Origin of the sequence: Candidatus Pelagibacter sp. (genome assembly GCF_052049835.1) — a bacterium.
In the GTDB taxonomy this organism is placed as follows: domain Bacteria; phylum Pseudomonadota; class Alphaproteobacteria; order Pelagibacterales; family Pelagibacteraceae; genus Pelagibacter.
This window is the reverse complement of sequence record NZ_JBNGZF010000001.1, coordinates 263521-285321: the sequence shown is the minus strand read 5'-3', so window position 1 is coordinate 285321 and position 21801 is coordinate 263521. Positions and strand designations below refer to the sequence as shown.

General features: G+C 30.4%; 19 protein-coding genes. 5 read left to right on the top strand and 14 right to left on the bottom strand.

Annotation, left to right across the window (positions count from 1 at the left end; all coding sequences use genetic code 11):
• Window positions 1-7 precede the first annotated feature (7 nt).
• From ACTT9R_RS01470 to ACTT9R_RS01435, 8 genes are read right to left on the bottom strand one after another with little or no spacing between them, the layout of a single operon-like run.
• Window positions 8-721: an RNA methyltransferase gene (locus tag ACTT9R_RS01470; protein WP_440926300.1), complete on the bottom strand. Its 714-nt coding sequence runs from the start codon at window positions 719-721 to the stop codon at window positions 8-10.
• Window positions 721-1584 (bottom strand): urea carboxylase-associated family protein, encoded by an 864-nt coding sequence (locus ACTT9R_RS01465; protein ID WP_440926299.1) that lies wholly within the window; start codon window positions 1582-1584, stop codon window positions 721-723. The genes ACTT9R_RS01470 and ACTT9R_RS01465 overlap by 1 nt, the downstream gene beginning before the upstream one ends.
• Before the next feature lie 2 nt (window positions 1585-1586).
• Complete coding sequence (gene cimA, locus ACTT9R_RS01460) at window positions 1587-3188, bottom strand: citramalate synthase (RefSeq protein ID WP_440926298.1); 1602 nt, start codon at window positions 3186-3188, stop codon at window positions 1587-1589.
• Window positions 3185-4540: a cysteine--tRNA ligase gene (cysS, locus tag ACTT9R_RS01455; RefSeq protein ID WP_440926297.1), complete on the bottom strand. Its 1356-nt coding sequence runs from the start codon at window positions 4538-4540 to the stop codon at window positions 3185-3187. Before cysS ends, cimA begins: the two co-directional genes overlap by 4 nt.
• Before the next feature lie 45 nt (window positions 4541-4585).
• The gene (gene nadE, locus ACTT9R_RS01450; RefSeq protein ID WP_440926296.1) at window positions 4586-5323 is read right to left on the bottom strand and encodes an NAD(+) synthase; all 738 of its coding nucleotides are present in this window, start codon (window positions 5321-5323) and stop codon (window positions 4586-4588) included.
• Window positions 5324-5361: 38 nt separating this feature from the next.
• On the bottom strand, window positions 5362-6741 hold the full coding sequence (locus ACTT9R_RS01445) for a class II 3-deoxy-7-phosphoheptulonate synthase (protein WP_440926295.1): 1380 nt from the start codon (window positions 6739-6741) through the stop codon (window positions 5362-5364).
• A gap of 35 nt (window positions 6742-6776) precedes the next feature.
• Window positions 6777-8597 carry a glutamine--fructose-6-phosphate transaminase (isomerizing) gene (gene glmS / locus ACTT9R_RS01440; RefSeq protein ID WP_440926294.1) on the bottom strand — a complete coding sequence of 607 codons (1821 nt, stop codon included), beginning with the start codon at window positions 8595-8597 and terminating at the stop codon, window positions 6777-6779.
• A gap of 3 nt (window positions 8598-8600) precedes the next feature.
• The gene (locus tag ACTT9R_RS01435; RefSeq protein WP_440926293.1) at window positions 8601-9212 is read right to left on the bottom strand and encodes a DapH/DapD/GlmU-related protein; all 612 of its coding nucleotides are present in this window, start codon (window positions 9210-9212) and stop codon (window positions 8601-8603) included.
• Window positions 9213-9281: 69 nt separating this feature from the next.
• On the opposite strand from ACTT9R_RS01435, the gene ACTT9R_RS01430 reads away from it, so the two are divergent.
• From ACTT9R_RS01430 to ACTT9R_RS01415, 4 genes are read left to right on the top strand one after another with little or no spacing between them, the layout of a single operon-like run.
• Complete coding sequence (locus ACTT9R_RS01430) at window positions 9282-9947, top strand: HAD family hydrolase (RefSeq protein WP_440926292.1); 666 nt, start codon at window positions 9282-9284, stop codon at window positions 9945-9947.
• A gap of 53 nt (window positions 9948-10000) precedes the next feature.
• The gene (locus ACTT9R_RS01425; RefSeq protein WP_440926291.1) at window positions 10001-11503 is read left to right on the top strand and encodes an MmgE/PrpD family protein; all 1503 of its coding nucleotides are present in this window, start codon (window positions 10001-10003) and stop codon (window positions 11501-11503) included.
• A complete protein-coding gene (gene prpB, locus ACTT9R_RS01420; protein WP_440926290.1) occupies window positions 11503-12399 on the top strand; it encodes a methylisocitrate lyase in 897 nt (298 codons plus the stop codon). The genes ACTT9R_RS01425 and prpB overlap by 1 nt, the downstream gene beginning before the upstream one ends.
• Window positions 12399-13523 carry a bifunctional 2-methylcitrate synthase/citrate synthase gene (locus ACTT9R_RS01415; protein ID WP_440926289.1) on the top strand — a complete coding sequence of 375 codons (1125 nt, stop codon included), beginning with the start codon at window positions 12399-12401 and terminating at the stop codon, window positions 13521-13523. Before prpB ends, ACTT9R_RS01415 begins: the two co-directional genes overlap by 1 nt.
• Before the next feature lie 5 nt (window positions 13524-13528).
• On the opposite strand, the gene ACTT9R_RS01410 is transcribed toward ACTT9R_RS01415, so the two are convergent.
• A complete protein-coding gene (locus ACTT9R_RS01410; protein WP_440926288.1) occupies window positions 13529-14536 on the bottom strand; it encodes a ribonucleotide-diphosphate reductase subunit beta in 1008 nt (335 codons plus the stop codon).
• Window positions 14527-16467, bottom strand: a complete 1941-nt coding sequence (locus ACTT9R_RS01405) for a ribonucleoside-diphosphate reductase subunit alpha (protein ID WP_440926287.1) — start codon at window positions 16465-16467, stop codon at window positions 14527-14529. Before ACTT9R_RS01405 ends, ACTT9R_RS01410 begins: the two co-directional genes overlap by 10 nt.
• A gap of 180 nt (window positions 16468-16647) precedes the next feature.
• Between ACTT9R_RS01405 and ACTT9R_RS01400 the strand changes: the two genes are divergently transcribed.
• Entirely contained in the window at window positions 16648-18102 is a 1455-nt protein-coding gene (locus ACTT9R_RS01400) for a phosphomannomutase/phosphoglucomutase (protein ID WP_440926286.1), read from the top strand.
• Here ACTT9R_RS01400 and ACTT9R_RS01395 read toward each other — a convergent pair.
• The 4 genes from ACTT9R_RS01395 to rpoZ form a co-directional block, all read right to left on the bottom strand.
• Complete coding sequence (locus ACTT9R_RS01395; protein ID WP_440926285.1) at window positions 18099-19202, bottom strand: hypothetical protein; 1104 nt, start codon at window positions 19200-19202, stop codon at window positions 18099-18101. The two genes, ACTT9R_RS01400 and ACTT9R_RS01395, sit on opposite strands and share 4 nt — an antisense overlap.
• A 216-nt stretch (window positions 19203-19418) precedes the next feature.
• Window positions 19419-20204: a sulfite exporter TauE/SafE family protein gene (locus ACTT9R_RS01390; RefSeq protein ID WP_440926284.1), complete on the bottom strand. Its 786-nt coding sequence runs from the start codon at window positions 20202-20204 to the stop codon at window positions 19419-19421.
• A 40-nt stretch (window positions 20205-20244) separates the two neighbouring features.
• On the bottom strand, window positions 20245-21237 hold the full coding sequence (gene dusA / locus ACTT9R_RS01385) for a tRNA dihydrouridine(20/20a) synthase DusA (RefSeq protein ID WP_440926283.1): 993 nt from the start codon (window positions 21235-21237) through the stop codon (window positions 20245-20247).
• 22 nt (window positions 21238-21259) lie between these two features.
• Window positions 21260-21796 (bottom strand): DNA-directed RNA polymerase subunit omega, encoded by a 537-nt coding sequence (gene rpoZ / locus ACTT9R_RS01380; RefSeq protein ID WP_440926282.1) that lies wholly within the window; start codon window positions 21794-21796, stop codon window positions 21260-21262.
• Window positions 21797-21801 lie beyond the last annotated feature (5 nt).

Here is a 21801-nt window from a genome sequence, read left to right as displayed (position 1 = left end):
TTGTCAATCAACGTTTTTTACCTAAACTTGCAAATACCCCTGATAAAATACGTGTTTCTTTAGTTGATAATTCCATTCTATAAAAAATATTCCTCAAGTTTTCAAGCATTATAGGTTTCTTCTCTTTTGATTTGAAAAAATTAATCTCTTCAAGATTCTGTATACAAAGATTTGCCATAGCAAGTATCTCTTTTTTAGATGCTGATTTAACTTTATTTGATTTCTTAAAAGAAGATGCTTTTGAATTGATAATACTTGATAGATATTGAGCAATTATTATCAAACTATGAGATAAGTTTAATGATTTAAAATCATGATTAGTTGGAATTTGAAGAGCATAATTTGCATAGCTTATTTCATTGTTTGATAAACCAGATGCTTCTGAACCAAATAAAAAGGCTATTTTCTTTTTATAATTAATTTTTTTTAAATCTTCTAATTGGATGTGTTTAATATTTTTATTTCTAAACCGTGCTGATGTTGCAATTACAATGTCAATATTTTTTAATGATTTTTCTAAATTTTCAAAATTCTTTGCCTTATTAATTATATTTTTTGCTCCTACTGAAGTTGCTAAAATTTTATCATTTGGAAATATTGGCTTAGGATCAATAACAATAAGTTTATTAAAATTAAAATTTTTCATTCCTCTTGCACATGCTCCTATATTTTCTGAGAGTTGAGGTTTGTGTAAAATGAAAGAAATATTATTAACTGACATTAATCTATGCCATGATTTCTGTTATAATTGGAAATAGCTGATGGTTTAATATCATTTAAATATTTTGGATCTATTGTCCAAATAGAAACTTTTAATGGATAACATTTTGCAACATCAGATGAATGTTCAGATCCACAATCACCACCTGGACAAGCAGAAAGAGCACCTAACAAATCTGTTTCAGCAAAAAATTCTAAATAATCACCAGGTCTAACTGGACTTGCTTTCATAAAGTATTGTTTAGTATCATTTGTAAATCCAGTTAACATAAATACATTTAATACATCATGAACTATTTTTTCTGCGTGGTCCAATTGAACATTTTTTTCTTTGACCAAAGCTCTAGTTAAATTTGAATGACAACAATAATGATAATCGTTATTGCTCAAAAGTTTTGATGTATATGGATCACATCTAGTACCAATTACATCGTGAACTGATCCTCCATCTTTATCATAATCATACCAATCTAAAGTATCCCAAGTTATTGTTGCTAAAGATCTAAGATAGGGAAAGCTACTAAACATTTTATCTCCAACGGAAAGATGAGTTCCATAGAGTGCTCTTGTTTTTCCTGAGTAGAATTTTTCCTCTAAATTATTTAAATTAAATAAATTTAAATCACCTACTTGAGGTCCCTCTACACTTTCAATTCTAAAAAACTCACCAAATTTAACTTCAAACGTTTTTGCATCTCTCGGAGGTATTATAACCTCCTCTTTTTTAACCAAGTGTTCTCGAGCGGAATGTAAAATACTTAGATTTTTTTCTTCAATGTTGGTATTTGGGTAACAAACTATTGGTTTTGCTCCTAATCTATCTTTTAAATCAGATGGTTTTTCTGAAAATTTTTTAATTTTCATTCTTACGAACTTCCAGGAGCTTTATCCTTAAATAACTTATAATCTAAACTATCTACAAGAGCTTTAAAGGATGCATCAATGATATTTGGTGATACTCCAATAGTGAACCAATTAACTCCCTTCGAGTCTGTACTTTCAATACTAACCCTTGTTACAGCTTCTGTTCCAGTATTTAAAATTCTAACTTTATAATCAACTAGTCTCAAATCTTTTAAATATTCTGAATATTTAGCAAGCTTATTAACATTCGTTCTAATTGCATTATCCAAAGCATTTACTGGTCCATTACCTTGTCCTTCACACAAAATTTTGTCTCCATCTACTTCTAATTGAGCTTTTGCATATGAAACTATTTCTCCTGCATTATCTTTTTTTACTGATACATCATATTCATTAATAGAAATATATCTTGGTATCTCTCCCATTAATCTTCGAGCTAACAACTCAAAAGATGCATCAGCACCATCATAACTATAACCAATAAATTCTCTATCTTTCACTTCATCTAAAAGTTTTTTAATTTTTGGATCACTTTTCTCAACATTAATTCCTATTGAATTCAATCTTGACATTATATTAGATTGACCTGATTGATCTGATACTACAATGTTTCTAGAATTTCCAACCTCTTCAGGATTAATATGCTCATAAGTTTTGGGATCCTTTTGAACAGCTGAAACATGCATTCCACCCTTATGGGAAAAAGCAGAAGCACCAACATAAGGTAGATGTTTATTGGGCTTTCTATTTAATATCTCATCTAATAATCTTGAACATTGAGTTAAATTTTTTAAATTTTCTCTTTTAATGCTTAATTCAAACTTATCAGAAAAATCTTTCTTTAAAAAAAATGAGGGAATTAATGACATTAAATTTGCATTTCCACATCTTTCCCCCAAACCATTAATTGTTCCCTGGACTTGTCTAACACCTGCTTGAACTGCTGCAAGACTGTTAGCTACAGCATTTTCAGTATCATTATGAGCATGTATTCCTAAATTTTTTCCAGGAATTTGCTTACTTACTTGAGATACAATTTCTGTCACCTCGTGAGGAAGAGTACCGCCGTTAGTATCACATAACACAATCCATCTAGCACCATTATCAAAAGCAGCTTTTAAACATGACATTGCATATTCTGGATTAGCTTTATATCCATCGAAAAAATGTTCAGCATCAAACATGAACTCTTTGCCAGATTTAACAATATGTTTTGTACTTTCACTTATATTCATTAAATTCTGTTCATTGCTTATTCCTAATGCGACATCCACTTGAAAATCCCATGATTTTCCAAACAAGCAAACAGAAGTACTTTTTGAATTAATTAATGATGAGAGCATAGGGTCATTTTCTGCACTGTGTTCAGATTTTTTAGTCATTCCAAATGCAGTTAATTTCGTTGTTTTAAAATTATGATCCTTATTGAAAAACTCAGTATCGGTTGGATTTGCTCCTGGCCATCCTCCCTCAACATAATCTACACCTAATTTATCTAATGCTGATGAGATTTTTTCCTTATCATCAATTGAAAAATCTATACCTTGGGTTTGTGCGCCATCACGAAGTGTTGTGTCAAATATATAAAGTTGTTCTTTGCTCATTTAAATTTCCATGTCGTTTTACCATCTTTATCTTCTATTAAAACACCTTTGTCTAAAAGCTCATTTCTAATTTTATCAGCTTCTTCGTAATTTTTGTTCTCTCTGGCCTTATTTCTTTCCTGAATTTTTTGTAAAATTTCTTTTTCAGAAATTGATACCTTGTTTTTCTTAAATTTAAGCCAATCCTCTTTAGTTTCATTTAATAAGCCAATAAAATTGCAGGCAGAAATAAATAATATTTTATCTTCATCAGAACCCTTCGCTGCTTTCTCATATAGTTTATGTAAATTAGCAATATAACCTGGTGTATTTAAATCATCGAGAAGAGGTTTAAGAATTTCATCCGAAATTTTTAATTTTGTTTTTATGTTTAAATAAACATTATACCACTTACTAATTGTATTTTCACAATCTTCTAAAAGCTTATCATTCCAATCAAGTGGTTGTCGATAATGTGCACTCATCAAAGCCATTCTTAAAACTTGACCACTTTTATTATTTCTAAAATCTTTAATTTTTAAAATATTGCCCTGTGATTTTGCCATTTTTTCATTGGACATTGTGATAAATGCATTATGTAACCAATAATTAGCAAACGCCTTGCTATCATTTGCACATCTTGATTGTGCTATTTCATTTTCATGATGCGGAAACAACAAATCAACACCTCCTCCATGAATATCAAATTCATTTCCTAAATATTTTTTAGACATTGCTGAACATTCTAAATGCCAACCAGGTCTACCTTTTCCCCAAGGTGAGTCCCATGAAGGCTCATCTGTTTCTGATGGTTTCCATAAAACAAAATCTTCAGGATTTTTTTTATTATCACTTACTTCAATTCTTGATCCTGCAACTAATTGATCTAACTTTTTGTTTGATAACTGCCCATAATCTTTAAATTTTTTTACTTCAAAATAAACATGCTTATTATTTTCGTAAGCAAATCCTTTTTTAATTAATTCAGAGATCATTTCTATCATTTCAGAAATATGCTCAGTTGCTTTTGGCTCATGATTTGGTTGTTCACAATTTAGATAGATACAGTCTTCGTTAAAAATTTTAGTAATTTTTTTAGTAAGCTCTAAAATTGAAATATTATTTTCCTTTGAGGATTTTATTATTTTATCATCTACATCTGTAATATTTCTTACATAAGTTACATTAGGATATTTATTTTTTAAAATTTTAAAAAGAATGTCAAATACAACTACTGGTCTAGCATTACCAATATGAGGATCATCATAAACAGTTGGACCGCAAACATACATTCTCACATTATTTTTATCTTTGGGAATAAATTTTTCTTTTTTGTTAGTAAGATTATTTGTTAAAAAAATATCTAAACTCATAGTTGAAGAAATATACTTAAATTATAGATTTGTGAATCTATTTGATTAATTTGGAATTATGCATACAGGAATTGGCTCCATTTTATGCATATTTTGTTTTCTGATAATTTCGTATTTTGCACGATTCGGAGAATTTGGATTCTCCATTGCTTCCTCTAATTCATTATATTTTAAACCAAGTTGACCTTCATCAGTTCTACCGTCATCCCATAAACCATCAGTTGGAGGTGCATCAATAATCTCTTGCAGAATTCCTAGCTCTTTTCCTAATTCCCAGACCTGTGTTTTGTTACAATCAGCTATTGGTGAAATATCTACTCCACCATCACCATACTTCGTATAAAATCCAACACCAAAATCCTCAACTTTATTTCCTGTTCCTACAACAATTCCTTTATTCGCTGCTGCTACCTGATAAAGAGTGGTCATTCTTAGTCTAGCTCTTGAATTAGCCATACCATGTTCATTATCAAATTTTGATAAGCTTGCATTAAATGCTAAAAATAACTCGTCTAAATTAATTGTATGCGCTTCAACATTTTTGAAATTTTTCACTAACCATTCTTGATGTTTTATACTTAAATCATGTTGATGTGATTTCTGTTTGATTGGCATAGATAAAACAATAGTTTTTATTCCAGTCATGGCACTAAGTGTGCTCGATACTGATGAGTCAATTCCTCCAGAAATACCTATTACTAACGACCCCGCCTTTGTTGGCATATTATCTACATAATTTTTGATCCAATTAGAAATAAATTTAACTTTTTCTGAGGGTGTCATAATTAGAAACTATTTATTATTAATAATTTTACAATGTATTAAGATGCCGCTCTGTCTGCATTTTTTGAATACGAGCTATTCTTTTTGATCTCATCTGATATTAAAAATGCTAATTCTAAAGCTTGATTTCCATTAAGTCTTGGATCACAGTGAGTGTGGTATCTAGAAGATAAATCTTTTTCAGATATTTTTTGAGCACCTCCTATACATTCAGTTACATCTTGACCAGTTAATTCGATATGTAGACCGCCTGCATAACTTCCCTCACTTTGATGGCATGCAAAAACCTCTTTTACTTCTTTTAAAACACTGTTGAATGGTCTTGTTTTGAACCCTGTTGCTGCTTTGATTGTGTTACCATGACAAGGATCACACGACCAAATCACATTTAATCCCTCTTTTTTTATTGCTCTAATTAATTTTGGTAAAAATTTTGATACATTATCAGCTCCAAATCTTGATATTAAAGTAATTTTACCCTTTTCATTTTTTGGATTAATTCTATTACAAAGATTAATTAAATCATCAGCTTTTAAAGTTGGTCCACATTTAATCCCAATAGGATTTTCTATACCTCTGCAAAATTCAACATGACCGCCATCTAATTGTCTAGTTCTATCTCCAATCCAAACAAAATGAGCTGAGGTATCATGATTTTCACCAGTTGTAGAATCTGTTCTGGTCATAGATTCCTCAAAAGGAAGTAGTAAAGCTTCATGTGATGTCCAAAAATTTACTGTGTACAATCTATTATTAAAATCTGAAGTAATTCCACATGCTCTCATAAAAGCAATAGCATCAGCAATTTTATCTTCAAGATCCTTGAATTTTTTAGCTTGTGGGCTTTTTTTAATATAATCTAAGTTCCATAAGTGGACTTTGTTTAAATCTGCAAAACCTCCTTTTGAGAAAGCTCTAATAAGATTAAGGGTTGCGGCTGATTGTGAATAAGCTTTAAATAATCTTTTAGGATCTGGAACTCTTGCTTTTTCTGTAAATTCCATTGCATTTATATTGTCACCTAAGTAGCTTGGTAGTTCTACGCCATCTTTAATTTCTGTTGGAGCACTTCTAGGTTTAGAAAACTGTCCTGCTATTCTTCCAACTTTGACAACTGGTAAAGATGCTGAATAAGTTAAAACTAATGACATTTGCAACATAAGTTTAAATGTATCTCTAATATTATCTGGGTTAAATTCTGCAAAACTTTCTGCACAGTCTCCGCCTTGAAGTAAAAATGCTTTACCATCTACAACTTCAGCTAACTGACTTTTAAGGTGTCTTGTTTCACCTGCAAAGACTAAAGGAGGAAATGTTCCTATCTTATCTAAAACCTTGTCCAGTTCTTTTTTATCTGGATAATCTGGTATGTGTTTAACAGGATATTTTCTCCAACTGTTTTTTTTCCAATTTTTCATGTTCAACCTGGAGGTGTTTTAGCAGAGTTTAAAGTTTATTCAACAGTGACAGATTTAGCCAAATTTCTTGGCTTATCAATGTCATAACCTTTTTTAAGGGCAGAGTAATAAGCAAGTTTTTGTAGTGGAATAGTTAAAAGAAATGGAAGCAAATCATAATTTGTATTTTCAACCTCTATAGTCTCCCAAATATTTTCTGAGATAATTTGATCTTTGCTTTTGTTGGTTACTAATAATACTTTCGCTCCTCTAGCAATAACTTCCTGCATATTAGATATTGTTTTTTTGTAATAATTGTCTCTAGGAGCTAAAACTACAACCGGCATTCCCTCTTCTATTAAAGCTAAAGGTCCATGCTTCATTTCCCCCGCTGGATATCCTTCAGCATGAACATAAGAAAGTTCTTTAAGTTTTAGTGCACCTTCTAAAGCTATCGGATATGAATAACCTCTTCCTAAAAACATTGATCCCTTTGCCTCGTTAAATGTTGAGGATATTGCCTGGATGTCATTATCATGAAGTAATGTTTTTTCTATTAAGCCAGGCAAAGCTTTTAAGTCTTTAAGTTTTTCTTGATATTCTTTTTTCTCAATTTCATTTCTTAGTGATCCAAGTTTTAAAGCTAAAATATATAAAACAAGTAATTGACCTAAAAATGCTTTCGTTGATGCTACTCCTATTTCAGGACCACAATGAATTGGTAACACAAAATTAGAGTCTCTAGCTATTGAACTTTCAATTACATTTACAATAGCACAAGTTTTCATGTTATTTTTATTACAAAGATCTAATGCGGCATATGTATCTGCTGTTTCTCCAGATTGTGAAACAAAAATATACAAAGTTTCACTTTTAAATCTATTTTTTCTATATCTGAACTCTGAAGCTATATCTATATTAACATCTAAAGAAGTAAGTTCTTCAAACCAATATTTTGCCATCAAACAAGAATGGTATGCCGTTCCACATCCAACCAAGGTTATTGATTTAATTTCATCTATTTTCCATGGAAAATTAAAGATATTTATCTCATTATTTATATTATCTATATATTCTTTGATTCCGGTTTTGATTGTTGTTGGTTGTTCTTCAATTTCTTTAGCCATGAAATGTTTGAAATCTCCTTTGTCATAACTTGCTTCATCTGATGACAATTCTAATATTTTTTTGTTAACTTTTTTGCCTTCTTCATTAAAAAAAAGAACTTGATCTTTTTTAATAATACAAAATTCACCATCATCTAAATAAGTAATTTTATTTGTCATTGATTTTAGAGCATAAGAGTCTGAACCTAAATAATTTTCATTTGGACCATAACCAACTGCCAAAGGTGACCCTCTTCTTGCACCAACTATTAAATCTGGCATATCCTTAAATACAATTCCAAGTGCAAAACTACCATGGAGTTGTTTTAATGTATTTGTTATAGCTTCCTCGAGTTCTGAAGTTTTTAAATTTTCTGTTATTAAATGAACGATTACTTCGGTATCTGTCTGTGATTTAAATTTATGACCTTTATTAACTAAATGTTTTTTTAATATTGTAGAGTTTTCAATAATTCCATTGTGAACTACTGATACATTATGAGAGGAATGAGGATGTGCATTTAAACTGTTAGGAATTCCATGAGTAGCCCATCTTACATGCCCTATACCAATGTTTCCTCTTAAGTTTTTTAAATCAAAATTAGTTTCTAATTTATCTACTCTTCCTTCGGATTTTATTTCATTAATTTCACCATCTGAAAGTGTAGCTATACCTGCTGAATCATATCCTCTGTATTCTAATTTTTTTAATGAATTAATTATATTTGCAGAAACAGGTTTGTTGCTAGATATTCCAATAATTCCACACATAAATTATTTTTTCTTTCTTTTGTAATTCTTAACCTCTAATTGTGGTGACCTTGTCAGTGCCAAAGATTTTTGTTTAACATTCTTTGTTATTACTGATCCAGCTCCAACAATACTATCTTTATTTATAGTGACTGGGGCGACTAAGGATGAGTTTGAACCTATAAATACTTTATCTTTAATATTTGTTTTATTCTTATTTACTCCGTCATAATTACAAGTAATTGTACCTGCTCCAATATTTACTGATTTTCCTATTTGAGCATCTCCCACATAGGATAAATGATTAACTTTAGATTTATTTCCTAAAGTACTTTTTTTAATCTCTACAAAATTACCTACTTTGGATCCTTCTTTTAAAATTGTATTGGGTCTTATTCTGGCATATGGACCTATCTCAACTTTATTCTCAATTTTACATGACTCTAAATGTGAAAAAGATTTTATAATTACATTGTTTCCGATTTTAACCTTAGAACCAATAACGACATAAGGTTCTATAGTTACTTTCTTTCCGATCTTTGTATCTTTCGAAAAAAAGATAGTTTCAGGACCAATCATTTTAACTCCTGATTTTATAAATTTGTTTCTAAGTTTTTTTTGACTTGAGTCTTTCATTTTGACCTTATTTATATTAAGTATATTGTTTGATTAATTCACAATTTATTTCTTTAAAATACTTTAATAATGAAACAAAAATTTACAATTTTATTTGATTTAGACGGCACATTAGTGGATACCGCTCCAGATTTAATACGCGCACATAACCATGTAATGAAAAAATTTGGTTATCCTACAAAAACTTTAGGAGAATTAAAAAATGCTGTTGGCAAAGGAGCAAAAGCTATGATGGCAAAAGCTAATGGTCAATGGAAGTGGTTTGATGAAAAAATTCAAAACGAAATGACTGATGAATTTTTATCCTATTATGGAAAAAATATTTTACATGAAAGTAAATTAATTAATGGTGTTAAGGAATTTTTAAATTGGTGTAAAAATGAAAATATTTCTATGGCAGTATGTACAAATAAAACTGAACACTTAGCAGTTGATCTTTTAAAAAAAATTGGGATTTATGATTATTTTGAATATGTTGCAGGTTATAATACTTTTGAATATTGCAAACCAGACCCTCGACATTTAACAACTACAATTGAGATTTTAGATGGAGATAAAAATAAATCGATTATGATCGGTGACAGCGAGACAGATGCTAATGCTGCTAAGGCTGCTGAAATTCCAATAATATTACTAAAATATGGATATACAGAAAAAAGATCTGAGGAAATTTATCATAATCACATCATAAAAGACTTCGTAGGCATTGAGAAAATAGTATCAGAATATCTTTAATATTGATTAATTTATTTTAACTATTAAAACAAAATCACAAATAAGGAGTAATTTTGTTATTACACACAGTTAAAGTATATCCATCAAAAATTAATCTTCCAAAGAAGAAACAGCTTGCGTGGAAAATTGCAGAGATAGCAAGCGATAATGCTAAATTAAATAAAGATGCTATTGAAATGGTTATAAATAGAATTATTGATAATGCTTCTGTTGCAATTGCTTCATTAAATAGAAAGCCAGTAATTTCATCTAGAGAAATGGCTTTAAGACACCCTAGAAAAAATGGTGCAACTTTATTTGGTGTAAACTCAAAATTAAAATTTGATTGTGAATGGGCAGCATGGTCAAATGGTACAGCTGTAAGAGAATTAGATTTTCATGATACTTTCTTAGCTGCAGATTATAGTCATCCAGGTGACAACATTCCTCCTATTATAAGTGTAGCAGAACAAAACAAAAAAAGTGGATTGGATTTATTAAGAGGAATAATTACTGCATATGAAGTTCAGGTAAATTTAGTCAAAGGTATTTGTTTGCATAAGCATAAGGTGGACCACATTGCACATTTAGGTCCTAGTGTTGCTGCTGGATTAGGGACAATGTTAAAATTAAATACTGAAACTATATATCAAGCTGTTCAACAGGCATTACATACATCAATATCTACAAGACAATCTAGAAAAGGAGAAATTTCAAGTTGGAAAGCTTATGCTCCTGCTCATGCAAGTAAGCTCGCTATCGAAGCTGTAGATAGAGCCATGAGAGGTGAAGGCGCTCCAAGCCCAATATATGAAGGTGAGGATAGTGTAATAGCAAGAATATTAGATGGTAAAAAAGCTAAATACAAAGTACCATTACCAAAAAAAGGTGAAAGTAAAAAAGCTATCTTAGAGACATATACAAAAGAATATTCTGCAGAATATCAATCGCAAGCATTAATAGATCTAGCTAAAAAGCTAAAAACAAAAATTAATAATTTAAATTATATAAAAAAAATTGATATTTTTACAAGTCATCACACTCATTATGTGATTGGAACAGGTGCTAATGATCCACAAAAAATGGATCCCAAGGCTAGTAGAGAAACATTAGATCATTCTATAATGTATATATTTGCTGTAGCTTTAGAAGACGGAGATTGGCATCATGTTAAATCTTATACTAAAGCAAGAGCAAATAGAAAAAGTACAATTAAAATTTGGAGATCAATTAAAACATATGAAGATAAAAAATGGACAAAGAAATATCATGATCCAAATCCAAAAAATAAAGCTTTTGGAGCTAAAGTTGTTGTGACGCTTAATAATGGAAAAAAAATAACAGAGGAACTAGATAGAGCAGACGCACACCCCTATGGAGCTAGACCATTTAAGAGAGAAAATTATATTAATAAATTTTTAACTTTAACCGAGGGTATTTTAGATAAAAAAGAAAGTAATCGTTTTTTAAAAACAGTACAAAATTTGAAAAATTTAAAACCTGGCGAGCTTCATAAATTGAATATTGAAGTAAGAAAAAGTAAATTGAAACAAAATAATAAAAAAGGAATTTTTTAATGCACTTTGTGAATAAAGAACCAAGTCAAAAAAGATTAGATTTTGATAAAAAATTAAAATCAAATAAAATATTAAGAGTTCCAGGTGCATACAATCCTTTGACAGCAAAGCTTATAGAAGAAATTGGATATGATGCAGTTTATGTATCTGGTGGAGTAATGGCTAATGATCTTGGTTTTCCCGATATTGGCTTAACAACTCTACAAGATGTTAGCACAAGATCTTATCTAATTTCGAGAGTAACTAATCTTCCAACAATAGTTGATATCGATACAGGATTTAAATCTTGTAAAGAAACCATAGAAACATTTGAAGATTTTGGAATAACAGGGGTCCACTTAGAGGATCAGATTGAAAGAAAAAGATGTGGGCATCTTGATAATAAAGAGCTTATTTCAACTGATGCTATGGTTAAAAAAATTAAAGAATGTGTTGCTACTAAAAAAGATCAAAATTTTAAAATTATTGCACGTTCAGATGCTAAAAGTGTTGAAGGTTTAGATAAAATGATTGAAAGATGCAAAGCCTACATTGATGCTGGTGCTGAAATTATTTTCCCAGAAGCTCTTGAAGATGAAAAAGATTTTGAAAAAGTTCGTAAAGAATTGTCTGTTTACTTGTTAGCTAATATGACTGAATTTGGTAAATCAAAATTGTTTAATTACAAAGAATTAGAAAATTTTGGGTATAATATAGTTATTTATCCAGTAACATCACAAAGATTAGCAATGAAAAATGTCGAAGATGGATTAAGAGACATTTATGCAAATGGACATCAAAATAACATTATAGATAAGATGCAAACTAGGAAAAGACTTTACGAATTAGTCGATTATGAAAAATATAATTCATTAGATGAAAAAATTTATAATTTTAGTACGGAAGGACATGAATAATGAGTGATGATATTAAAAAAGGCTTACTAGGTATTGTTGTAGATGAAACGGAAGTTTCAAAAGTAATGCCGGAAATAAATTCTCTTACTTATAGAGGGTATGCAGCTCAAGATTTATGTGAATACTGTAGATTTGAAGAAGTTGCATATCTAATTCTTAATAAGGATCTCCCGAATACTATCCAACTTAGACAGTTTGAAAAAGAAGAGAGAAACAACAGAGAACTAACAAAAAATTTATATGAAATAATCAAACACATGCCAAAAAAATCCCACCCAATGGATGTTGCAAGAACAGCTGTGAGTGTTATGGGATTAGAGGATAAAGAAACTATAGACTCTTCACCAGAAGCAAATATGAGAAAAGCTCTAAGAATTTTTGCAAAAACTCCAACTGCCTTAGCTGCTTTTTATAGAATAAGAAAAGGTAAAAAAATAATTAAACCTAAAAAAACATTAACCTTTGCTGAAAACTTTTTTTATATGTGTTTTGGAAAAGTTCCTCAAAAAGAGATAGTCAAAGCTTTTGATGTATCTTTAATTTTATATGCAGAACATAGTTTTAATGTTTCAACTTTTACAGCAAGAACAATTACCAGTAGCTTATCTGATATACACGGAGCAATTACAGGTGCAATTGCAAGTTTAAAAGGCCCACTTCACGGCGGGGCTAATGAAGAAGTGATGCATATGATGAATAAAATTAAAAAGCCTGAAAATGCCTTAAAATGGATAAATAACGCCTTAAAAAATAAAGAAGTGGTAATGGGATTTGGACATAGAGTTTATAAATCAGGTGATTCTAGAGTTCCAACCATGAGGAAGTATTTTGCAAAAGTTGCAAAAATTAAGAAAGATAAAAAATTCGAGAAAATTTACGATATTGTTGAAAGGGTAATGATAAAAGAAAAAAATATATATCCTAATGTAGACTATCCTACAGGACCTACTTACCATTTAATGGGATTTGAAACTGATTTTTTTACACCAATATTTGTAATATCAAGAATAACAGGTTGGTCCGCTCACATAATGGAACAACATGCTGCTAACAAACTAATTAGACCTTTGGCTAGTTACAAAGGTAACAAGCATCGAAAAGTGATGCAGTTAAATCAAAGATAATTTTTTTAGCTAAAAGCTTCTGCCCAAGTACCCTGTGTTGATGCTTTAGAATATTCGGTTGCTCTACCTTCGAAGAAATTCATATGCTCAACTGCATTAAGCATTGTATCAAGCCAAGTTAATGGGTTTTTTTGAACATCATAAATTGGCTCTAATCCTAATTGAATAAGTCGTCTATTCGCAATGAACCTAATATAACCTTTAACTTCTTGCGCAGTTAACCCTTCCATCGGACCCATTTCAAAAGCTAAATCGATAAAGGCATCTTCATGCTCAACAATTGTTCTGCAAGCTTCATAAAGTTCTTTTTTAAGTTTAGGTGTCCAGATTTCAGGATTTTCTTTTATAAACTCCTTAAAAATTCTTATCATAGAATTACAATGAAGTGTTTCATCTCTTACAGACCAAGTAACTATCTGTCCCATTCCTTTCATTTTATTGTGTCTTGGAAAATTTAACAAAATAGCAAAACTTGCAAATAACTGTAATCCTTCTGTAAAAGCACTAAACACTGCAACTGTCTTTGCAATATCCTCTTTAGAATTTACGTTGAAACCCTGCATGTAATCATACTTGTCTTTCATCTCTTTGTATTTCATGAAAGCTGAATATTCTGACTCAGGCATACCAATTGTATCTAAAAGATGAGAGTAAGCAGCTACATGGACTGTTTCCATTGCAGCAAACGCCGTCATCATCATTAATACCTCTGTTGGTTTAAATACAGTTGTGTAATGTCTTAAATAACAATTGTTAACCTCTACATCAGCTTGAGTAAAAAACCTAAAAATTTGAGTGAGTAGATTTTTTTCTGGTTGTGAAAGATTTTTTTGCCAGTCTCTAACATCATCTCCAAGAGGAACTTCTTCTGGTAACCAGTGAATTCTTTGCTGAGTTAACCAAGCATCATAGCACCAAGGATATCTAAAAGGTTTATAAACAGGGTTTTCAACTAGTAATCCCATTTTTTTTGGTTGAACAATTTCTTTATTTATTTTTTCTGCTACTGACATGATAGACACTCCTCATACTCTGGCTCTTCGTTAGATTGTTGATTTTTAGATTTATAAACATTTGCTGTAATATCAGTTGATTTAGCATCGTTAATATTTTCAGCTCGTTGAATTGATTTTGATCTACAGTAATAAAGGCTCTTTAAACCTTTCTTCCAAGCATCAAAATGAATTTTATGTAATTCTTTCTTATGGACATCTGCTGGTAAAAACAAATTTACTGACTGAGCTTGTGAAATAAATGGAGTTCTATCTCCACTTAGCTCGATTATCCAATTTTGATTAAGTTCAAAAGCAGTTTTAAACACATCTTTTTCTAGATCTGTAAGGAAATCCAAATGGTTTACCGATCCTTGGTTTGTGGTAATTGTAGACCATGTTTCATCATCATTTTTACCATGTCCTTCCAATATTTCCTCTAAATATCTATTTCTAACATTAAAAGAACCCGATAAAGTTTTGTGGGTATAGCTGTTTGCAGCAATAGGCTCTACTCCTGGAGATGCTCCTCCACAAATAATTGAGATTGAAGCAGTCGGAGCTATTGCTGTCTTATTAGAAAATCTTTCTTTATAACCATACTCTGCTGCATCTGGACACGCTCCTCTTTCATCTGCTAAATCTTCAGATGCTTTATTTACTTTTTCATGAATATTTTTAAATATTTTTTTATTCCATGACTTTGCCATTACCGATTCAAGTGGAATTCTATTTTTTTGTAAAAACGAATGGAAGCCCATTACACCCAATCCAACGCTTCTTTCTCTTTCGGCTGAATATTTAGCATCTTTAAACTGGTCAGGAGCTTTATTAATAAAGTCAGATAAAACATTATCCAAAAATCTCATAACATCATCAATCATGTCTGGATCATCTTTCCATTCGTCATATTTTTCTAAATTTAAAGAAGATAAACAACAAACTGCCGTTCTATCTCTTCCGTCTTTATCAATTCCTGTTGGTAAAGTTATTTCGCTACACAAGTTAGAAGTTTTAACTGTTAGATTTGCTAACTTATGGTGCTGTGGAATTTGCCTATTAACAGTATCAATATAAATAATATATGGCTCTCCTGTTTCTATTCTTGCAGTTAATAATCTTATCCATAAATTTCTTGCTGAAATAGTTTGTTGTATAGTTCCGTCAGCAGGACTTTTTAGTGCCCACTGCTCATCAGTTTCAACTGCTCTCATAAATGCATCTGAAACTAAAACACCATGATGTAAATTTAATGCTTTTCTATTTGGATCTCCACCCGTAGGTCTTCTCATCTCTATAAACTCTTCGATCTCCGGATGATCAATTGGAAGATAACAAGCCGCTGATCCTCTTCTTAATGAACCTTGACTAATTGCCATCGTCAATGAGTCCATAACTTTGATAAACGGAATTATTCCTGAAGTCTTTCCAACTTTTCCAATTTTCTCTCCAATAGATCTTAGGTTACCCCAATAACTTCCGATACCACCACCCTTAGCAGCAAGCCAAACATTCTCACTCCAAAGATCTAAAATTCCACCCAAGCTGTCTGAAGCTTCATTTAAAAAACATGAAATTGGTAAACCTCTTTTAGTTCCACCATTTGATAAAACTGGAGTAGCAGGCATAAACCAAAGGTTACTGATGTAGTTATAAATTCTTTGTGCATGTAAATTGTCATCTGAATATGTGCTGGCTACTCTTGCAAACAAGTCTTGATAAGATTCGTTTGGACCAAGATATCTATCTTTTAAAGTCGCTTTTCCAAAATCAGTTAAGTTTGAGTCTTTTGATCTATCAATTTTAATTATGATACCTTTATCGTTTTGAAAAAGTTCTGTTTCATTGTTTAACGAAAAAAGATCTGGTCTATTGCCTTTTGAGACCTCTTTAACTGCCGGGCTATATTCAGAGACAGCTTTTTTGAGGGCTTGAGAAAGAATCTTATTCATAAATTTTAATTATATTTTGTTATTAGTACGAAAACAACTATATGTTGTAGGCGTTTATTGTAAATATACTATATAAACTTTTGTACAATAGAACATTTATAGAACGCGACAAAATGATAATCAATAAAAAAATAAATTTTTTTGCAAGAAATTAACAAAAAAAGAGTAAGAAAATAGGTAATGAATCAAAACATAAAAATAGATCCCTACGGTTTTAGAGAATATGACGCCCGATGGTTGTATGAGAAAGATATAAACCAATCTGGAATAGAGAATCTTGGAAGAGGGCTTGGAACACAGATAAAAATACATACCAATAAAGACAATCCAAGAATCATAGTAGGTCATGATTACCGTTCCTATAGTGAAGAAATAAAAACTGCTCTCAAAAAAGGATTAATGTCTACGGGATGCAGCATAGAGGATATTGGTCTTTCATTGTCTCCCATGGTTTATTTTGCACAATTCAATTTAGATGCAGATGCAGTTGCTATGGTTACTGCAAGTCATAATGAAAATGGGTGGACTGGTGTGAAAATGGGAATCAAAAAAGGGCTAACTCATGCACCTGAAGAAATGAAGGAGTTAAAAGAAATTACCTTAAATAAAAATTTTACAAAAGGCGAAGGTAGTGAAAAACAAATAAAAGATTTTGATAAAATTTATAAAGAAGATCTAATTAGTAAAAATAAAATTAAGAAAAAAATAAAAGCTGTTGTGGCTTGTGGGAATGGAACAGCAGGTGTTTTTGCCCCGGACATTCTAAGAGGTATTGGATGTGAGGTAATAGAGTTAGATTGTAGCCTAGATTGGAATTTTCCTAAATACAATCCAAATCCAGAGGATCTGGAAATGCTTCACGAAATAGCAAAAGTAGTTAAAGAAAACAATGCTGATATAGGTTTTGGATTTGATGGTGATGGAGATAGAGTTGGTGTTATTGATAATAAAGGTAATGAAATATTTTCAGATAAAATAGGTCTTCTAATAGCTAGAAATCTATCAAACAAACACAAAAATTCAAAATTTGTAGTAGATGTAAAATCAACAGGTTTATATTCAAAAGATAAAGTCTTATTAGAAAACAATTGTGAAACAATTTATTGGAAAACAGGTCATTCTCATATTAAAAGAAAAGTGAACACTGAAAGAGCTTTGGCAGGGTTTGAAAAAAGTGGTCATTTCTTTTTTAATCAACCTTTAGGATATGGTTATGATGATGGAATTAACTCAGCAATTCAAGTATGTCACTTATTAGATAATCAAAATAAAAAAATGAGTGAAGTTATTAGTGAATTACCTAACACATTTCAAACACCAACAATGGCACCATTCTGTAAAGATGAAGAGAAGTATATTGTTGTTGAAGAGCTTGTTAAGCAAATTGAAAATTTAAAAGAAAACAAAACTGAGATAGATGGTCAAGTTATTAGTGATATTTTAACTGTAAATGGAGTTAGGTTTTCATTCGAAGATGGTTCTTGGGGGCTTATAAGAGCTTCTTCAAACAAACCATCTTTAGTTATTGTTACTGAAAGTCCAACTTCAGATGAAAGAAAGAAAAAAATCTTTGATTTTATTGACGGTTTGTTACAAAAAACAGGTAAGGTCGGTGAATATGATCAGAAAATTTAATTCTTTAAATTATCTTCATCGTTTTTATTTTCTAAATTTTCGTTATCAGTTTTAGACTCTAAATTATCGCCATCCTGATTATTTTCTTGTTCAGGAGTTTCGTCGCTATAAAACTTTCTAACCAATTCCTCCTCTTTAAGTCGTTGTTCTTCATCAAATTTTTTCTCCCATTCTTTCATTCGTCTATTTTCCTCATCCTCTCTCTCTTTTTGGGCAATTTCAGCTAATCTAATTCTCTCGTTTTCTTCATCAATTCTTTTTTGTCTTTCCTCCTCTATTTTCAATTCTCTTTCTCTTTGACGTCTTTCATTTTCTTTATTTATTCTCTCACGTTCAGCTTCTTTAAGTTCTTTTTCTTTATTTCTTAATTCCTCTTCCTTCGCTCTTTGCTCAGCCTCTTCTTTTAAAATTTGTCTTTGAATTTCTTGCTGTCTTTCTGTTTCAAGGTCTCTTAATCTTTCTTCCATTTCTTTAAGTTTTTCTTGCTCATATTTCAGCTTCCTAGCTGCCTCTCTTAATCTTTGTTCTTCCTCAATTCTATTTTTCCTTTCAATTTCTTTTAATCTTATTTTTTCTTGTCTTTCTTTTTCTTTTTCATCTCTTCTCTTTTGAGCTTCAATTTCTTTGTTTTTTAATTCTTCCTCTTTATTTTTAATTTTTTCTTCTCTAATTCTTTGTCTCTCTAACATTTTTAGCCTTAAATCTTCTTCTTTAAGTTTTCTGGCTTCCTCTCTAAGTTTTCTAGTTTCTTCGTCTTTAATTTTTTTCTGTTCTATTTTAATTCTTTGAACTTCTATTTTTTGTCTTTTTTCTTCATTCTTTTTTTCTTGCTTTTCATTTTCAATGATCAATTTTTTTTGAAAAAGAAGTTTCTTTCTTTCTTCTTTAAGTTCGTCTTGTTTAGCTTTTTTTGCTAATTTTTTTTCTAAAATTAATTCTCTTTTCTTCTCTTTCTCTAATTGTTTTTGTAATGCCAGATCTTTTTTAACTTTGTTTTTTTTAAAATCTTTTAAAATTGAGGAAAACTTATTTTTAGTTTTATCTATTGGATCAAATAAATTCTTTTTAATTTTTTTATTAATGTCTTTTATTGAAACCATTTTCAAAAGTATCAATTAGAATAATAACACTAAATATTATGTGTGGCTAAATTGAGTTTTTTTTCAGACTAAATACAACTTTAAATTGTTTAGGTTTAAATTAGTTGATAAATTACATTTTCAACTATTAAGTGTTCATAAATATTTAAAGAATCACCTAGTTTGTAATAGTGAGGTGATGGAGGGAGACTGAAGTCACCTCTTTTTTTTTGCTTGTTATAATTTTAAGTATTCATAAAAAAATTTAATCGAAACCACTAAAAGAAAAATTCCAAAAAATTTACTAATTTTATTTTTATCAATACTGTGAACTGTTTTAGCTCCTATTCGAGCCATGAAAGTTGTGATTGGTATAAAAATTAAAAAGGCTGGTATGTTTATAAAACCAATACTTAGTGGAAGACTAGAATTTAAAAAACTTCCTGAAAGAAGAAATCCTATTGCTCCAAATAGAGCAATTAGAAAACCTATAGCTGCTGCACTTCCTATAGCTTTATTTATTGAATAGCCAAAAAACTTAAGGATAGGTACATTCATTACAGCTCCTCCTATACCCATAGGAGCAGATATAAACCCAACAAGAAAACCAAGAATTACTTTTAAATGTAATTTCATTTCAACAATTATGTTTTGCTCTTTTTCTTTTATTAAAAGTAAGTAAATTCCTAAAAATAAGATCATTATAGAAAAAAATAAAACTAAAGATTTGGTTTTTAGAGAAGCTGCAAAAACAGTTCCAACAATAACTCCTAGTACAACAAAAAGACCGTAATTCTTTACAATATCAAAATCAACTGCTTTAAATTTATGATGTGTTAAAACTGAAACTGTAGATGTTGGTATTATGATTGCAAAAGAAGTTCCAACAGCAAGATGCATAACATATTGAGGATCAATTTCTAAAGAACCAAAAATAAAATATAAAAAAGGAACAGTTATCAACCCTCCACCTATACCAAATAATCCAGCCACAAAACCTACTGGTATAGCTGTTAAAGCCATTAATAAAATAATATAACTGTATTCGTTTGTAAGAATTGAATTAAGCAGACTGTCCTACTTTAGTATCTACATTGTTGTATTTAATTTTATCCATGATGTGATCAATTTTTTTCACATCAGCATCTCTTACACACATGTTTTCACTTAAATATCTTTTCCAATAACTTGCACCTGTTTGACCATGAAATAAACCAAGAGTATGTCTCATAATTTGATTCAATCTTGTTCCTTTTTTTAATTCTTCTTTAACATAAGGAATGAGTTGTTCAACTACATCTTGTCTACTTGGAACATCGTCATTATTAAATATTTCTCTTTCAATATCTGCTAATAAATAAGGGGTATGATACGCAGCTCTTCCTATCATTACACCATCTGTTTTTTCTAAATGAGGTTTTATTTCATCCACTGTGATTATTCCTCCGTTAATTATGATCTCTTCATTAGGAAAATCTTTTTTTAATTTATAAACATATTCATATTTTAGAGGAGGAATATTTAAATTTTGCTTAGGTGTAAATTTACCTAACATTGCCTTTCTTGCATGAATGATAAAAGTTTTAACTCCAGTTGCTTTTAAGGTAGAAATAAAACTATGTAAATTTTCATAATCTTCTACATCATCGTAACCAATTCTTGTTTTTATAGTTACTGGTAGATTTGTAACTGATTGCATTTTACTTAAACAATCTGCCACTAAATTTGGCTCTTTCATTAAACAAGCACCAAATCTATTTTTTTCAACTTTTTTACTAGGACAACCTAAGTTTAGATTAATTTCATCATAACCAAAATCTTCGCCCACTTTAGTGGCTTCAGCTAAAAGTTTTGGAGAAGAGCCTCCTAATTGAAGTGCTACAGGTTTCTCATTTATGTTAAACTCTAATAACTTTTTTTTGTCTCCTCTATTTATAGCTTCATCGACTACCATTTCGGTATAAAGAAGGGTGTTTTTAGATATTAGTCTAAGAAAAAATCGTTCATGACGATCTGTGCAATCCATCATAGGAGCAACTGATACTTTCCTATTCATGGTATAACTTTATATTATTTTTTTATGAGTTTGAAGCTTCTGTGTCGTCTGAAGATACGTCTGCTTCTTGATTTTCTGATTCTGAAACTTCATCTAAAGAAACTTCGCCTTGCTCATTCATCGTTTCTTCGCCTACTGAATTATCAACTTCTGCTGTAGCTGTTTCAGATAGCTCAGCCAAATCTTCTTTTGTTACTTGAATTTTTTCTGGAGTTTTTCTTGCTCTTTTAGATGGTAAAATTGGGGTACCACTTTTTGAAATTTCACCTTTATATAGATTTTCAAAATCATCACCTATTTCTTCATCATCCTCTGCACTATCATCAACTTGTTCAACATGTTTTCTAAGTTTGTAGACAGCACTATCAGTTAAATCTGAAACTTTAATTTTTTCTTCTGCAATTTCTCTTAATGAAATAACTGTATTTTTATCATTATCTCTATCAATTGTTGGTTCTATTCCTGCATTTAATTGAGTAGCTCTTTCTTTAGCGACCAGTACTAATTCATAAGGGCTCTCTACTTTATCTATACAGTCTTCTACGGTTACTCTTGCCATGCGGA

Coding starts and splice junctions, on each gene's coding strand:
- ACTT9R_RS01470 (WP_440926300.1), bottom strand. CDS start 721: ATGTCAGTTAATAATATTTCTTTCATTTTACACAAACCTCAACTCTCA.
- ACTT9R_RS01465 (WP_440926299.1), bottom strand. CDS start 1,584: ATGAAAATTAAAAAATTTTCAGAAAAACCATCTGATTTAAAAGATAGA.
- cimA (WP_440926298.1), bottom strand. CDS start 3,188: ATGAGCAAAGAACAACTTTATATATTTGACACAACACTTCGTGATGGC.
- cysS (WP_440926297.1), bottom strand. CDS start 4,540: ATGAGTTTAGATATTTTTTTAACAAATAATCTTACTAACAAAAAAGAA.
- nadE (WP_440926296.1), bottom strand. CDS start 5,323: ATGACACCCTCAGAAAAAGTTAAATTTATTTCTAATTGGATCAAAAAT.
- ACTT9R_RS01445 (WP_440926295.1), bottom strand. CDS start 6,741: ATGAAAAATTGGAAAAAAAACAGTTGGAGAAAATATCCTGTTAAACAC.
- glmS (WP_440926294.1), bottom strand. CDS start 8,597: ATGTGTGGAATTATTGGAATATCTAGCAACAAACCTGTTTCTGCAAAT.
- ACTT9R_RS01435 (WP_440926293.1), bottom strand. CDS start 9,212: ATGAAAGACTCAAGTCAAAAAAAACTTAGAAACAAATTTATAAAATCA.
- ACTT9R_RS01430 (WP_440926292.1), top strand. CDS start 9,282: ATGAAACAAAAATTTACAATTTTATTTGATTTAGACGGCACATTAGTG.
- prpB (WP_440926290.1), top strand. CDS start 11,503: ATGCACTTTGTGAATAAAGAACCAAGTCAAAAAAGATTAGATTTTGAT.
- ACTT9R_RS01415 (WP_440926289.1), top strand. CDS start 12,399: ATGAGTGATGATATTAAAAAAGGCTTACTAGGTATTGTTGTAGATGAA.
- ACTT9R_RS01410 (WP_440926288.1), bottom strand. CDS start 14,536: ATGTCAGTAGCAGAAAAAATAAATAAAGAAATTGTTCAACCAAAAAAA.
- ACTT9R_RS01405 (WP_440926287.1), bottom strand. CDS start 16,467: ATGAATAAGATTCTTTCTCAAGCCCTCAAAAAAGCTGTCTCTGAATAT.
- ACTT9R_RS01400 (WP_440926286.1), top strand. CDS start 16,648: ATGAATCAAAACATAAAAATAGATCCCTACGGTTTTAGAGAATATGAC.
- ACTT9R_RS01395 (WP_440926285.1), bottom strand. CDS start 19,202: ATGGTTTCAATAAAAGACATTAATAAAAAAATTAAAAAGAATTTATTT.
- ACTT9R_RS01390 (WP_440926284.1), bottom strand. CDS start 20,204: ATGGCTTTAACAGCTATACCAGTAGGTTTTGTGGCTGGATTATTTGGT.
- dusA (WP_440926283.1), bottom strand. CDS start 21,237: ATGAATAGGAAAGTATCAGTTGCTCCTATGATGGATTGCACAGATCGT.
- rpoZ (WP_440926282.1), bottom strand. CDS start 21,796: ATGGCAAGAGTAACCGTAGAAGACTGTATAGATAAAGTAGAGAGCCCT.